Origin of the sequence: Agromyces sp. NPDC060279 (assembly GCF_042726785.1) — a bacterium.
In the GTDB taxonomy this organism is placed as follows: domain Bacteria; phylum Actinomycetota; class Actinomycetes; order Actinomycetales; family Microbacteriaceae; genus Agromyces.
The window spans coordinates 300,332-313,448 of sequence record NZ_JBHXBK010000003.1; the positions used below are offsets into that span (position 1 = coordinate 300,332).

The window sequence follows — 13,117 nt, forward strand, 5'->3', positions numbered from 1 at the left end:
TCAGTCCTCCTTCGCGCCGGCAGTTCCGCGCGCCGTCTCGGCCTGGCGGGCGATGGTGAGCAGCGCGCCGCGCTCGGCCTTCGTCAGCTCCCGGAGCTGACCGGACCTGAGTGTACCAAGGTGCAGCGGCCCGAACTGGCGGCGCACGAGCTCCACGACGGGGTGCCCGACCTCCTTCAGCATGCGGCGCACGATGCGGTTGCGGCCGGAGTGCAGGGTGAGCTCGACGATGCTGTGCCGCGCGTCGCCCTGGGCCTGCAGGAGCTTCGCCCGGTCTGCCCGGATGGGGCCGTCGTCGAGCTCGACGCCCTGCTTCAGGCGCTGCAGGGTCTGCGGGGTCACGCGCCCGCGCACCTTCGCGATGTACGTCTTCTCCACGCCGAACGACGGGTGGGCGAGCACGTGCGCGAGCTCGCCGTCGTTCGTGAGCAGCAGCAGCCCGCTGGTCTCGGCGTCGAGGCGGCCGACGTTGTAGACGCGGTCGTCGAGTTCGTCGGTGAAGCGACGGAGGTCGGGGCGGCCCTGTTCGTCCTTCATCGAGGACACGACGCCCGTCGGCTTGTTCAGCACGTAGTAGCGCTTCGCGGTGTCGAGCTGCACGGCGACGCCGTCGACGGATACGTGGTCCACCGCGGGGTCGACCCGGGTGCCGAGCTCGGTCACGACCTTCCCGTTCACCTCGATGCGCCCCTGCACGAGGTAGTCCTCGATGACCCGGCGCGAGGCGACGCCGGCGGCGGACAGCACCTTCTGCAGGCGCTGCGGACCGCCGGCCGGGGGCTCCGTGGGGGTGGCGGGCTCAGCCATCGAGATCGAATCCTTCCTGGCCGTCGTCGAGGAGCGGCGAGATGTGCGGCAGTTCGTCGAGCGAGTTGATGCCGAGGTGGACGAGGAGCTGCTCGGTCGTGCCGTAGAGGATCGCGCCCGTCTCGGGGTCGGTGTCGACCTCGGTGACGAGGCCGCGCCCGAGCAGGGTGCGCACGACCGAGTCGACGTTGACGGCGCGGATCGAGGCGACCTGCGAACGGGAGATCGGCTGCTTGTACGCGATCACGGCGAGCGTCTCGAGCGCCGCCTGGGAGAGCTTGGTCGACGTCTGCGTCAGCACGAATCCGGCGACGAGCGCGTCGTACTCCTGGCGTACGTAGAAGCGCCAGCCGCCGCCGACCTCGCGCAGTTCGAAGGCGCGCCGGCCGCCGCCGACGAGCGCGGGCGCCTCGGCGACGTCGGTGCGCGGCTCCCCCGACGTGCCGGTGCCGTCGTAGTCGGCGACGAGGCGGGCGATCGAGGCGCGCACCTCGGCGACGGGGCGCGCGACCGTGGCCGCCAGCTGGACGACCCCGAGCGGCTCGTCCGAGATGAAGAGGATCGCCTCGATGGCGCGGTCGAGGTCGAGCCGGTGCTGGCCCGGCACGTCGAGGGGCGTCGCGACGGAGAGCTCCGGCGCGTCGCCGGCCCCGGATGCCTCGGGCGCGGGTGCCTCGATCGGGGCATCCGTCGTCGTGGCCTCCTGGTCCTCCGCGTCCTGCACACCCGGCTCGCTCTGCTCGGTCTCAGTCGTCATAGTCGGCTCCCAGGCTCTCGAGCTTGTCGTCGCTCCACGTGTCGGTCGCCCAGCGCAGCGTCAGCTCGCCGAGCGGCTCCAGTTGTTCGAAGCCGATCGCCGCGTGCCGGTAGAGCTCGAGCACGGCGATGAAGCGCGCGACCACGACGCCCTGCCGGTCGACGCCGGCGATCAGCTGGCGGAAGGTGACGGGCTCGCCGCGCCGCAGCACGGCCACGACGTGCGCCGCCTGCTCCCGGATGGAGACGGCGGGCGCATGCAGGTGGTCGAGCCCGACCACGGGGATCTCGCGCGGCGTGAGCGCGAGCACCGCGAGCGCGGCGAAGTCCTCGGCCGACAGGGTCCAGCGCAGCTCCGGGGCGGGCTGGCGGAACCGCTCCTCGAGCCGCACCGTGCGCGCGTGCCGCGTGCCCTCGCGCTCGAGCCCGGCCTGGAACCAGCGCGCGGCCTCCTTGAACGCCCGGTACTGCAGCAGCCGGGCGAAGAGCAGGTCGCGGGCCTCGAGGAGCGCCACGTCCTCGGCGTCCACGAGCTCCCCCTGCGGCAGCAGCCCCGCGATCTTCAGGTCGAGCAGCGTCGCCGCGACGACGAGGAACTCGCTCGCCCGGTCGAGCTCCTCCTCGGAGTCGAGCCCGCGCAGGTAGGAGATGAACTCGTCGGTCACCTTCGACAGCGAGACCTCGGTGATGTCGAGCTCGTGCTTCGTGATGAGCGAGAGGAGCAGGTCGAACGGCCCCTCGAAGTTCGTCAGCGCGACCCGGAATCCCGGGTCGCCCTCTGCCGCGGCCTCCGCCGGGGGCTGCGCATCGGCCGGGGCGGCCGCCTCAGGCGACCGCGCCACGGAACACCAGCTCGCGGGCGAGCTGCCGGTAGGCCTTCGACGCCTGGTGCTCGGGCGCGAACTCGGTGATCGGCGTCGCCGCGACGGTGGCGTCGGGGAACTTCACCGTGCGCGTGATGACCGTCTCGAGCACCCGGTCGCCGAAGGCGTCGACGACGCGCTCGAGGACTTCGCGGGAGTGCAGGGTGCGGGCGTCGTACATCGTCGCGAGGATGCCGTCGAGCGTGATGGCGGGGTTCAGCCGGTCGCGCACCTTGTCGATCGTCTCGATGAGCAGCGCGACGCCGCGCAGCGCGAAGTACTCGCACTCGAGCGGGATAACGACGCCGTGGCTCGCGGTCAGCGCGTTCACCGTCAGCAGACCGAGCGAGGGCTGGCAGTCGATGAGGATGACGTCGTAGTCGGCCGAGACCTTGCGCAGCACCCCGGCGAGGATCTGCTCGCGCGCGACCTCGGTGACGAGGTGCACCTCGGCGGCCGAGAGGTCGATGTTCGCGGGGATGACGTCGAAGTTCCGCACCGAGGTCTGCTGGATCGCGTCGGCCGGCTCGGTGCCGCGCGACAGCAGCAGGTCGTAGATCGTCGGCACGTCGTGGGTCTGCACGCCGAGCCCGGCCGACAGCGCACCCTGGGGGTCGAAGTCGATCGCGAGCACCCGGCGGCCGTACTCGGCGAGCGTCGCGCCGAGGTTGATCGTCGTCGTCGTCTTGCCGACGCCGCCCTTCTGGTTGCAGAGGGCGATGATCCGGGCCGGGCCGTGCTCGCGCAGCGCCGGCGGCGTGGGGAACTCGCGCAACGGTCGACCGGTCGGACCGAGCTTCGACTCCTGCGGCGCCGTGGTGCTCGCGGGGTCGCGCTTCTGGTCGGTCACGTGGTCTCTCCTCCTCAGCGGGCGCCCGTCGGGTCGAGCGATGCTTGGTCGATTCTAGCGAGCGCGCGGGTGGGCGGTCGTGTACATCTCCCGGAGTGTATCGGCCGTGACGAGGGTGTAGATCTGCGTCGTCGCCACCGAAGAGTGGCCGAGCAGCTCCTGAACGACGCGCACGTCGGCTCCGCCGGAGAGCAGATGGGTCGCGAAGGAGTGCCGCAGCGTGTGCGGCGATACCTCCAGGCCGAGCTCGGCGCGGTCCGCGGCATCCCTGATCGCCACCCAGGCCGCCTGTCGGGTGAGACGCCCGCCGCGGGCGCCGAGGAAGAGCGCCGGCGTCGCCCTGCCCCGGCTCGATAGCTGCGGCCGCACCCGCACGAGGTACGCCTCGATGGCGGCCCTGGCGTAGCTGCCGACGGGCACGATGCGCTCCTTGCCGCCCTTGCCGAACAGGCGCACCACCTCGGCGTCGACGAGATCGTCGACGTTCAGCCCGACCGCCTCGGACACGCGGGCGCCGGTCGCGTAGAGCAGTTCGAGCAGCGCCTTGTCACGGACCCGCAGCGGCTCGTCGCCGTCGGTCGCCGCGAGCAGCCGCTCCACCGCGTCGATCGGGATCGCCTTCGGCAAGCGCGCCGGGAGCTTGGGCGGCTTCAGCTCGCGCGCCGCGTCGGTCTCGGTCAGGCCCTCCTCGGCGAGGAAGCGATGCAGGCCGCGCACCGTGGACAGCACCCGGGCGACCGAGGAGCTCGCGAGGGCCGGCTGCCGCTCGGCGCTGAGGTACCGCTGGAAGGCGGCGAGCTCGGCGGCGCCGACGTACTCGGGGCCGCCGTGGCCGGCCTGCTCGAGCCATCCGCCGTAGATCTGCAGGTCGCGCCGGTACGAGGCGACGGTGTTCCGCGCGAGCCCCCGCTCCACCGCGAGGTGTCGCAGGTAGCCGTCGATCTCGCGGGAGCTCACGCCCCGGCTGCCTCGCGCCCGGGCTTCGAGTCCCACGGGGCATCCGCCGGGGCGAGGCTGGCCCAGCCGCGCGCCCGCGAGGCCGCCGCGGCGAGCACGGCGACCGTGAGCGGGGCGTTCGACACCCGACGGTCGAGCACCGCGTCGATGCAGTCGTCGAGCGGGACCCAGGCGGTCACGAGCTCCGCCTCCTCCTCGGTGCGCTCGTAGCGCGAAGGAGTGCCGCGCAGCTCTCGCGCGAGGTAGATGCGGATGGCCTCGTCACTGCCGCCGGGCGAGGTGTGGATGTCGGCCAGCACCGCCCACTCGGCAGCCTCGAGGTCGGCCTCTTCGGCGAGCTCCCGCTGCGCCGCGAGGAGCGGGTCCTCGCCGACGACGTCGAGCAGGCCCGCGGGGATCTCCCAGTCGTTCAGGCGGACCGGATGCCGGTACTGCCGGATGAGCATCGCCCGATCGTCGCGATCGAGCGCGAGCACGCCGACGGCGCCCGGGTGGTCCATGAAGTCACGGGTCACCGGGGCGCCGGCGAACTCGAAGGTCTCGCGGCGGATGTCCCACACGCGCCCCTCGAAGGCAAGCTCCGAGCTGCGGATCAGCGGCTCGGTGCGCTCGTCGGCGAGCGACGGACCGACGGGGGTGCCGCCGACCGTCGGCTCGCCGAAGGGCTCAGCCATTGTCCACGTCGTCGTCGAACAGCTTCGACGCCGCCTGGCGCTCGAGCGCGGCAGCCACGAGGCCGCGGAACAGCGGGTGCGGCGAGTTCGGCCGGCTGCGCAGCTCCGGGTGAGCCTGCGTGGCGACGTAGAACGGGTGCACCTCGCGCGGCAGCTCGACGTACTCGACGAGGTTGCGGTCGGGCGAGAGCCCCGAGAACGACAGCCCCGCCTCGGCGATCCGGTCGCGGTAGGCGTTGTTCACCTCGTAGCGGTGCCGGTGCCGCTCGGAGACCTCGGTCGAGCCGTAGAGCTCCGCGACGATCGAGCCCTCGGCGAGGGCCGCCGGGTAGAGGCCGAGGCGCATCGTGCCGCCCAGGTCGCCGCCCGAGATGATCTCGACCTGCTCCTCCATGGTCGCGATGACCGGGAACTCGGTGTCGGGGTCGAACTCGCTCGACGAAGCGCCGGGGAGGCCGGCGACGTTCCGCGCATACTCGATGACCATGCACTGCAGGCCGAGGCAGAGGCCGAGGGCGGGGATGCCGTTCTCGCGGGCGAAACGGAGCGCCCCGAGCTTGCCCTCGATGCCGCGCACGCCGAAGCCGCCGGGCACGCAGATGCCGTCGAGGTGCGCGAGGTGCTTCTGGGCGCCCTCGGGCGTCTCGCACTCGTCGGAGGGGATCCACTCGATGCGGACCTTCGCGTCGTTGCCGAAGCCGCCCGCGCGAAGCGCCTCGGTGACCGAGAGGTACGCGTCGGGAAGGTCGATGTACTTGCCGACGAGCCCGATCGTGACCTCGTGCTTCGGGTCGTGCACGACCTTCAACAGCTCGGCCCAGCCCGACCAGTCGACCTCGGCGGCCTTGCCGTCGAGCCCGAGCGCGTCGACGATGTAGGCGTCGAGGCCCTGCGTGTTCAGCATGGTCGGGATGTCGTAGATCGAGGGCACGTCGACCGCGTTCACCACGGCGGCCTCGTCGACGTCGCACATGAGCGCGATCTTGCGCTTGTTCGACTCCGTGACGGGCCGGTCGCTGCGCAGCACGAGCGCATCGGGCTGGATGCCGATCGACCGCAGTGCGGCGACCGAGTGCTGCGTCGGCTTGGTCTTCTGCTCGCCGGAGGCGCCCATGAACGGCACGAGTGAGACGTGCACGAAGAAGACGTTCTTGCGGCCGAGCTCGTGGCGCACCTGACGCGCCGACTCGATGAAGGGCTGCGACTCGATGTCGCCGACGGTGCCGCCGATCTCCGTGATGATCACGTCGGGCTTCGGCGACTCCGAGGCCTGCAGTCGCATGCGGCGCTTGATCTCGTCGGTGATGTGCGGGATGACCTGCACCGTGTCGCCGAGGTACTCGCCGCGCCGCTCCTTGGCGATGACGGTCGAGTAGATCTGCCCCGTCGTGACGTTGGCCGCCTGCGAGAGCTCGATGTCGAGGAACCGCTCGTAGTGGCCGATGTCGAGATCGGTCTCGGCCCCGTCGTCGGTGACGAACACCTCGCCGTGCTGGAACGGGTTCATCGTTCCCGGGTCGACGTTCAGGTACGGATCGAGCTTCTGCATCACCACCCGGAGCCCGCGAGCCGTGAGCAGATTGCCGAGACTGGCCGCCGTCAGGCCCTTGCCCAATGAAGAAACGACACCACCAGTCACGAAGATGTGCTTGGTCGTGTCGTCGGAAAAGTCAGTATTCGAGTGCTGTGCGCCGCGTTCATCCACCACGGGCTTATAGTCTAACCCACGCTCGGACTCCGAGTGCCCGACATGCCGGCCCATGGCTCCCCCTTCGTCCTTCATGCCGCCCGCTCGGCGGCGATCTCGAGCAGTTCGCGCGCGTGCGCGAGACCGATCTCGGAGTCGGTGAGCCCGGACAGCAGGCGGGCCATCTCGGCCTCGCGCTCGGCACCGAGCAGCTGTCTCACGCTCGAACTCGTCACCTGACCGTCGGTGCCCTTCACGACGCTCAAGTGGTTGCCGGCGAAGGCCGCGACCTGGGCGAGGTGGGTCACGACGATGACCTGCGAACGCTCGGCGAGCTTCGCGAGCCGACGGCCGATCTCGATCGCCGCCGCTCCCCCGACGCCGGCGTCGACCTCGTCGAAGACGAACGTCGGCACCGGGTCGACCGCGCCGATGACGACCTCGATCGCGAGCATCACCCGCGAGAGCTCACCGCCGGACGCTCCCTTCGACACGGAGCGGGGCTCGGCCCCGGGATGCGGGCGGAGCAGGATCTGCACCTGGTCGCGCCCGTGCGGGCCGGGCTCGTCCAGCGGCTCGACCGACACGCTCAGCACGGCATCGGGCATGGCGAGAGCCGCGAGTTCGGCTGTGACGGCCTCCGCGAGGCGCTCGGCCGCCGCACTGCGCAGCGCGGTGAGCTCGTCGGCGAGCCGATCGAGCTCATCGCGGAGACGCTCGACGGATGCCTCGAGCAGAGCGATGCGGTCGTCGTCGCCGTCGAGCTCGACGAGCCGCAGCCCGCCCGTGCGGCGGAACTCGATGGCCTCGTCGAGCGAGCCGTGCCGGCGCACGAGCCCCGCGAGCAGCGCCCGGCGCTCCTGCACGAGTTCGAGCTCGCGCGCGCCGTCCGCGTCGAGGGAGGCGAGGTAGCCCGAGAGCTCGGCCGCGGCATCCGCCAGCAGGAATCCGGCGTTCGTGAGCGCCTCGGCGATCGGGGCGAGCGCCGCGTCGAAGCCGGCGACTCGTTCGAGCTGCCGCCGAGCGCCCTCGACGAGCCCGACCGCGTCGGGCACGTCGTCGGCGACCTCCTCGGCGGACACGAGCTCGCGGGCCTGCGCCGCGGCGAGCCGCAGCTCCTCGAGGTTCGTGAGCCGCTCGGATCGCTCGTGCAGCTCCTCGTCCTCACCGGGCTGCGGGTCGATCGTCTCGAGCTCGTCGAGCGCCTCGCGCAGCTCCTCGGCCTCGCGAGCCCTGGCGTCGTGCTCCGCTCGGAGGGTGGCGAGCTCGGCGGCGTCCGCCTTCCACCCCTCGAAGCCCGCGCGGTACGCCTCGAGCGCCGCGGCGAGCGGCGCGCCGCCGAAGCGGTCGAGCGCCTCGCGCTGCGCCGTGGCGGAGCGCAGGCGCTGCTGGTCGGCCTGCCCGTGCACGACGACGAGTTCCTCGCCGAGCTCGGCCAACACGCCCACCGGCGCGCTGCGGCCGCCGACCACGGCCCGACTGCGTCCCTCGGCCGACACCGAACGGCCGAGCAGCAGCTCGCCCGCCTCGATCTCGCCGCCGGTCTCGGCGACGCGCTCGGCCACGGCCTCGGGGTCGGCGAGCAGCCAGCGCCCCTCGACCCACGCCTGCTTCGCCCCGGCGCGCACGGCCGCGGCGTCGGAACGCGCCCCGAGCAGCAGCCCGAGGGCGGTCACCACCATCGTCTTGCCTGCACCGGTCTCACCGGTGACCGCGGTGAAGCCCGGCCCGAGCGGCAGGGTCGCCTCGGCGATGACGCCGAGGTCGCGGATACCGAGTTCTTCGATCACGTTCGCCTCCGTTCGCGCTCAGTCACGGCCGCTCGGCCCCCGCCACCCCGTCACCGGGAGTTGGAACTTGTTCACGAGCCGATCGGTGAAGGGGGCCTCGTGGAGCCTCGCGAGCCGAACCGGCACCGGGGACCGCCGCACGATCACTCTGGACCCGGCGGGCAGGTCGAAGGTGCGACGGCCGTCGCACCAGATCACCGCGCTGCTCTCGGTGCGCTGCAGGATCTCGACGGCGAGCGAGGACTCGGGCCCGACGACGAGCGGACGCGCGAAGAGCGCGTGGGCCGACAGCGGCACCAGCAGCAGCGCCTCGAGACTCGGCCAGACGATGGGGCCGCCCGCGGAGAAGGAATAGGCGGTGGAGCCGGTCGGCGTCGACATCACGACGCCGTCGCAGCCGAACGACGACAGCGGGCGTCGGTCGACCTCGATGACGACCTCGAGCATGCGCTCGCGCTCGGCCTTCTCGACGGTGACCTCGTTCAGGGCCCAGCTCTCGTACACGACCTCGGTGCCGACCTTGGCGCGCACCGAGAGCGTCATGCGCTCCTCGACGGCGTAGTCGCGCGCGAGCGCGCGGGTGATCGTGAGGCCGAGGTCGTCGCGCTCGCTCTCGGCGAGGAAGCCGACGTGGCCGAGATTGACCCCGAGCAGCGGCGCCGGGTGCGGGCGGATCAGCTCCGCGGCGCGGAGGATGGTGCCGTCGCCGCCGAGGACGATGACGAGCTCGATCAGCGAGGGATCGACCGCCTCGAGGCGGAGCGCCCGCCCGTCGAGCTCGGGCACGACCTCTTGCACGTCGTCCCAGTGCTCGGCGGCGATGACCGGCACGGCGCCCTCGGCGAGTAGCCGCTCGCAGACCTCGACCGTCGCCTCGAGCGCGGCGGCGCGCCCGGTGTGCGAGACGACGAGGAAGTGCCGTGCTGCGCTCATGCCGCGCCCCCTCTCGCCAGCCGTTCGATGCGACTCGACCATTCTGACGGATCGGAGCCCCGCACCGCCGTCAGCTGCACCAGGAACTCCTGGTTGCCCTGCCCGCCGGCGATCGGCGATGCCTCGACGCCCGCGGTGCGCAGGCCGAGATCGTGCGCGGCCCACAGCACGTCGTTCACAGCGTCGGCGCGGCGGGCCGGATCGCGCACGATGCCCTCCCGGGTGCCGCCCCGGCCGACCTCGAACTGCGGCTTCACGAGCAGCACGAAATCAGCCTCGGACGCCGCGGTGGCGACGAGCGCGGGCAACACCGTGGCGAGCGAGATGAACGAGAGGTCGGCGGTGACGAGCTCAGGGCGCTCGGCGACCCCGGTGAGTGCGGCGAGTCCATCCGCGTCGAGGGTGCGGACGTTGCAGCCCTCGACGAGCACGATGCGCTCATGATCATGGAGCTCGGGGGCGAGCTGCCCGTGGCCGACGTCGACCGCGAGCACACGACGGGCACCCCGCTCGAGCAGCACCTGGGTGAAGCCACCGGTCGAGGCGCCGGCGTCGAGCGCCAGGCGTCCCTCGACGTCGACGGCGAACGCGTCGAGCGCCGCGAGCAGCTTGTGGGCGGCCCGGCTCACGTAGTGGTCGGCGGACGCGACGGCCAGCTCCGACTCCGCCGTGACCCGCGTCGAGGCCTTGACGACCGGGCGGCCGTCGACGGTGACCGAGCCGGCGGCGATGAGGGCGGCCGCGTGCGTGCGGGAGCGCGCGAGTCCGCGTTCGGCGAGGGCGGCGTCGAGTCTGGCGTCGGGCATGCTCACCCCGCGCTACGGCTCGGGTCGGACTGCTCGAGCTCCGAGCGCAGCGCGTCGGCGAGCTGGCGGTAGCCCGCGGCGCGTTCTTCGAGCGGGGCCGACTCGAGCTCGTCGAGCGCCGCCCGGGTGGCCTCGCTCAGGTCTCGGGGCTCGGGGTTCGATGCGTCGCTCACGGCCTCCACGCTACCGGCACCCGGCGACGAACGGGCTATGTTCCCCAGCCGGTTCCCTGAGCCTGTCGAAGGGAGCCCGTCGAAGGGAGCCCGTCGCTTCGACAGGCTCAGCGAACCACCTGGTTCCCCGAGCCTGTCGAAGGGAGCCCGTCGAAGGGAGACGCCTCAGGCGTACAGCCGTGCCGGCACCTCGAGCGCGTGGATCGGCGTGCCCGAGCTCCAGATCGCCGCGCAGGCGGCGCGCAGCAGATCGATGCTGCCGTCGCCCTCCTCGACCACGACCACGCGCGGCCCGTCGACCTTCACGGCCGCGCGGCCGACGCGCAGAGCTCCCCCGCGGCGTTCCTCGGTCGCCGGATACGGCTCGTGCAGCCCGCGCAGGTCCTCGAGGATGAAGTCGGGCCGACTGTCGGCCTTCGCAGCGAGCAGCTGCTTGGCCCGATCGATGCCGGTGAGCACCACGGCCGAGCGGATCCCGGCGCGACGCGCACCGAGGATGTCCGTGTCGAGCCGGTCGCCCACCATGAGCGGCGCCACCGACCCGAAGCGGCGGACGGCCTCGTCGAAGATCGCGCGCTCCGGCTTTCCCGCGACGAGCGGGAACCGGCCCACGGCGGTGTGCACGGCGGACACGAGCGTGCCGTTGCCGGGTGCGATGCCACGGGCGACCGGGATCGTCCAATCCATGTTCGTCGCGATCCAGGGGATCCCGCCGGGCACGTCCGGCCCGCCGTGCGCGTTCAGCGCGAACGCGGCTTCGGCGAGCTGCGTCCAGCCGACATCGGGCGCGAAGCCCTGGACGACGGCCGCCGGAGCGTCGTCCGCCGAACGGGTGACCCGGTAGCCACGACGCTCGAGCTCGGTGACGATGCCCTCGCCACCGACGACGAGCACGAGCGCACCCGGCTCGACCTGTTCACCGAGCAGGTGCATTGCCGCCTGCGGCGAGGTGACGACGTCGCTCGGGACGACGTCGAGGCCGAGTTCGGCCAGATGCGCGGCGACCGAGACGTCGCTCCGGGACGCGTTGTTCGTGAGGTAGCCGACGGCGCGGCCATCCTTGGCGCGGTTGAGACTCTCCACGGCGTGCGGGATCGCCCCGTGGCCCTGGTAGACGACGCCGTCCAGATCCGCGAAGACCGCGTCCACGCCGTCGAGCGGCGTGACCGGCTCAGTCTTCGCGCGGAACAGCGCCATCGGCGTCCGACTCCCCTTCGACCTCGGTGGTCTCGGCTTCCCCTTCGACCTCGGTTTCGGCTTCGGCTTCCACCGGCACGGGCGCCACGCGCACGTCGCCCTCGTCTTCGTCCTCGTCCAGCACGAAGACCTCGAACACCTCGGACTCGGCCGGACCGGCCAGGGCCGCCTCGGCACGCAGCGCGCGAGCGCGCCAGTCCGCGGCATCCGCCTCGCGACCCAGCTCGTCGAGCACCTCGGCGTACGCGAGGAACAGCGAGGGGCTGTAGGAGAAGGCGCGATCGGGATCGAGCTGCGGGATCTCGAGTTCCGCGAGCGCCAGCTCAGTCTCGCCGCGGTCGAGCCGGGCGCCGGACATCGCGATCGCGAGCGAGACCTGCACCCCCGCCGGCAGCGTCGAGCGGTCGACCGAACGGCCGAGCTCCAGCGCGCGGTCGGGCCGGCCGACCCCGCGCTCGCTGTCGACCATGAGTGGCAGCTGCTCGTCGCTGCCGGTGATACGGCGATAGGTGCGCAGCTCGCGCAGCGCGAGCGCGAAGTCGCCGGTCGCGTAGGCGGTGATCGCGAGCGTCTCGCGGACCACGCCGATGCGGCCGCCGCGGCGGGATGCCGAGAGGGCGTGCCGGTGCGCGAGCTCCGGATCGGTGTCGAGGAACTCGGCCGCGGCGGCCAGGTGCATGGCCACCCAGTCGGCGTTCTCCTTCGTCAGCGTGCGCAACTCGGCGCGAGCGCTCTTCTCGAGCGAGGCCGGGCGGATGTGCTCCGGCACGATCGGGGCGTCGTGGCGCGGGCGGATCTGACGCATCGCGGCGCCGTGCGAGTCCGGTCGGGCCTGCTCGCCACCGGGCCGGCCGCCGCGTCCCCGATCGTCGCGCTGCTCCCAGGGCTTGCGGGGTCCGCGGTCGCCGTCTCGGCGGGGACCGCCCGAACGAGCGCCATCGCGCTCCCAGGGCTTCCGGTCGCCGTCGCGGCGAGGACCGCCGGAGCGAGCGCCATCGCGCTCCCACGGCTTGCGGTCACCATCACGACGCGGAGCACCGGAGCGAGCACCATCGCGCTCCCACGGCTTGCGGTCGCCATCACGACGCTGGCCACCGGAACGGTCGTTGTCCCACGGCTTGCGGTCACCATCTCGACGGGGGCCGGACGCGCGGTCCTTCTCCCACGGCTTGCGCTCGCCATCCCGACGCGGACCGCCGGAACGCTCACCGCTCCGAGCGCCATCGCGCTCCCACGGCTTCCGGTCGCTATCGCGACGGGGGCCGGACGCGCGGTCCTTCTCCCACGGCTTGCGCTCGGACGGGCGCCGGTCGCCGCCCCGCGGGCCGCTGCTGCGATCCCCGCGAGGTGCGCCACCATCGCGACGCTGGCCTCCGTCACGCGAGCCGTACTCGCGCTTCGGGCGTTCTGAGCGTCCCCGGTCGTCGGAGCTCCGCTCCCCATCGTTCCTGGAATCGCTCACGCTCAGCCTGCCGTCTCTTGAAGTCTCATCCGCCTCGAGGCTATCGGGCGGGCTCAAATCAGTGGTGAAATGCCGAAAGGCCACCCCGGGGTTCGGGGTGGCCTTTCGTGAATGGGTGTCCGGCGGTGTCCTACTCTCCCACAGGGTCCCCCCTGCAGTACC

Annotated in this window: 13 protein-coding genes; all 13 read right to left on the reverse strand. The window is 72.3% G+C overall.

Annotated elements, in window-relative coordinates:
* Complete coding sequence (locus ACFWE1_RS12550) at positions 1 to 807, reverse strand: pseudouridine synthase (RefSeq protein WP_376933759.1); 807 nt, start codon at positions 805 to 807, stop codon at positions 1 to 3.
* Positions 800 to 1,564: an SMC-Scp complex subunit ScpB gene (locus ACFWE1_RS12555; RefSeq protein ID WP_376933760.1), complete on the reverse strand. Its 765-nt coding sequence runs from the start codon at positions 1,562 to 1,564 to the stop codon at positions 800 to 802. The genes ACFWE1_RS12550 and ACFWE1_RS12555 overlap by 8 nt, the downstream gene beginning before the upstream one ends.
* Entirely contained in the window at positions 1,554 to 2,405 is an 852-nt protein-coding gene (locus tag ACFWE1_RS12560; protein WP_376933761.1) for a segregation and condensation protein A, read from the reverse strand. Before ACFWE1_RS12560 ends, ACFWE1_RS12555 begins: the two co-directional genes overlap by 11 nt.
* A complete protein-coding gene (locus ACFWE1_RS12565) occupies positions 2,389 to 3,276 on the reverse strand; it encodes a ParA family protein (RefSeq protein ID WP_376933762.1) in 888 nt (295 codons plus the stop codon). The genes ACFWE1_RS12560 and ACFWE1_RS12565 overlap by 17 nt, the downstream gene beginning before the upstream one ends.
* 54 nt (positions 3,277 to 3,330) lie before the next feature.
* Positions 3,331 to 4,233, reverse strand: a complete 903-nt coding sequence (xerD, locus tag ACFWE1_RS12570) for a site-specific tyrosine recombinase XerD (RefSeq protein WP_376933763.1) — start codon at positions 4,231 to 4,233, stop codon at positions 3,331 to 3,333.
* Positions 4,230 to 4,907: an NUDIX domain-containing protein gene (locus ACFWE1_RS12575; RefSeq protein WP_376933764.1), complete on the reverse strand. Its 678-nt coding sequence runs from the start codon at positions 4,905 to 4,907 to the stop codon at positions 4,230 to 4,232. Before ACFWE1_RS12575 ends, xerD begins: the two co-directional genes overlap by 4 nt.
* Positions 4,900 to 6,669: a CTP synthase gene (locus ACFWE1_RS12580; protein ID WP_376933765.1), complete on the reverse strand. Its 1,770-nt coding sequence runs from the start codon at positions 6,667 to 6,669 to the stop codon at positions 4,900 to 4,902. Before ACFWE1_RS12580 ends, ACFWE1_RS12575 begins: the two co-directional genes overlap by 8 nt.
* 17 nt (positions 6,670 to 6,686) lie before the next feature.
* Positions 6,687 to 8,384 (reverse strand): DNA repair protein RecN, encoded by a 1,698-nt coding sequence (gene recN, locus ACFWE1_RS12585; RefSeq protein ID WP_376933766.1) that lies wholly within the window; start codon positions 8,382 to 8,384, stop codon positions 6,687 to 6,689.
* A gap of 18 nt (positions 8,385 to 8,402) precedes the next feature.
* Entirely contained in the window at positions 8,403 to 9,317 is a 915-nt protein-coding gene (locus ACFWE1_RS12590; protein WP_376933767.1) for an NAD kinase, read from the reverse strand.
* The gene (locus ACFWE1_RS12595; RefSeq protein WP_376933768.1) at positions 9,314 to 10,123 is read right to left on the reverse strand and encodes a TlyA family RNA methyltransferase; all 810 of its coding nucleotides are present in this window, start codon (positions 10,121 to 10,123) and stop codon (positions 9,314 to 9,316) included. Before ACFWE1_RS12595 ends, ACFWE1_RS12590 begins: the two co-directional genes overlap by 4 nt.
* A gap of 2 nt (positions 10,124 to 10,125) precedes the next feature.
* On the reverse strand, positions 10,126 to 10,296 hold the full coding sequence (locus ACFWE1_RS12600; protein WP_376933769.1) for a hypothetical protein: 171 nt from the start codon (positions 10,294 to 10,296) through the stop codon (positions 10,126 to 10,128).
* A gap of 165 nt (positions 10,297 to 10,461) precedes the next feature.
* Positions 10,462 to 11,493 carry an HAD-IIA family hydrolase gene (locus ACFWE1_RS12605; protein ID WP_376933770.1) on the reverse strand — a complete coding sequence of 344 codons (1,032 nt, stop codon included), beginning with the start codon at positions 11,491 to 11,493 and terminating at the stop codon, positions 10,462 to 10,464.
* The coding region (locus ACFWE1_RS12610) for a primosomal protein (RefSeq protein WP_376933771.1) at positions 11,468 to 13,117 on the reverse strand (1,650 nt) is incomplete at its 5' end. The genes ACFWE1_RS12605 and ACFWE1_RS12610, both read right to left, overlap by 26 nt.

Coding starts and splice junctions, on each gene's coding strand:
- ACFWE1_RS12550 (WP_376933759.1), bottom strand. CDS start 807: ATGGCTGAGCCCGCCACCCCCACGGAGCCCCCGGCCGGCGGTCCGCAG.
- ACFWE1_RS12555 (WP_376933760.1), bottom strand. CDS start 1,564: ATGACGACTGAGACCGAGCAGAGCGAGCCGGGTGTGCAGGACGCGGAG.
- ACFWE1_RS12575 (WP_376933764.1), bottom strand. CDS start 4,907: ATGGCTGAGCCCTTCGGCGAGCCGACGGTCGGCGGCACCCCCGTCGGT.
- ACFWE1_RS12580 (WP_376933765.1), bottom strand. CDS start 6,669: ATGGGCCGGCATGTCGGGCACTCGGAGTCCGAGCGTGGGTTAGACTAT.
- ACFWE1_RS12590 (WP_376933767.1), bottom strand. CDS start 9,317: ATGAGCGCAGCACGGCACTTCCTCGTCGTCTCGCACACCGGGCGCGCC.
- ACFWE1_RS12595 (WP_376933768.1), bottom strand. CDS start 10,123: ATGCCCGACGCCAGACTCGACGCCGCCCTCGCCGAACGCGGACTCGCG.
- ACFWE1_RS12605 (WP_376933770.1), bottom strand. CDS start 11,493: ATGGCGCTGTTCCGCGCGAAGACTGAGCCGGTCACGCCGCTCGACGGC.